This window comes from Flavobacterium xizangense, assembly GCF_054075145.1.
On sequence record NZ_JBSIPG010000341.1, the window covers coordinates 1 to 234 of the forward strand.

Consider the following 234-nt stretch of genomic DNA (forward strand, 5'->3'; position numbering starts at 1 on the left):
GTCATTATCAGTATTATCATTTAATGTCTGGAATGGATTTGCCACTTAAGACACAAGAAGAAATCCACAGTTTTTTTGATGAAAGAAATGGAACAGAGTTTATACACTTTGATGGTAAAGAAATTGATACTCAAACATATAAACGTGTATCAAAGTATAATTTCATTATAACAAAAAATAAAAATTTAATATCGCGAATTCTGTATAACTTACTGATGGGCTTGCAACTCTGTG

The 234-nt window shown here is 29.1% G+C and carries 1 pseudogene; it reads left to right on the forward strand.

The window, feature by feature from the left end:
* Positions 1-23: 23 nt before the first annotated feature.
* Positions 24-234 (forward strand): annotated as a pseudogene (locus ACWA1B_RS23695) (hypothetical protein); the annotation flags it as partial.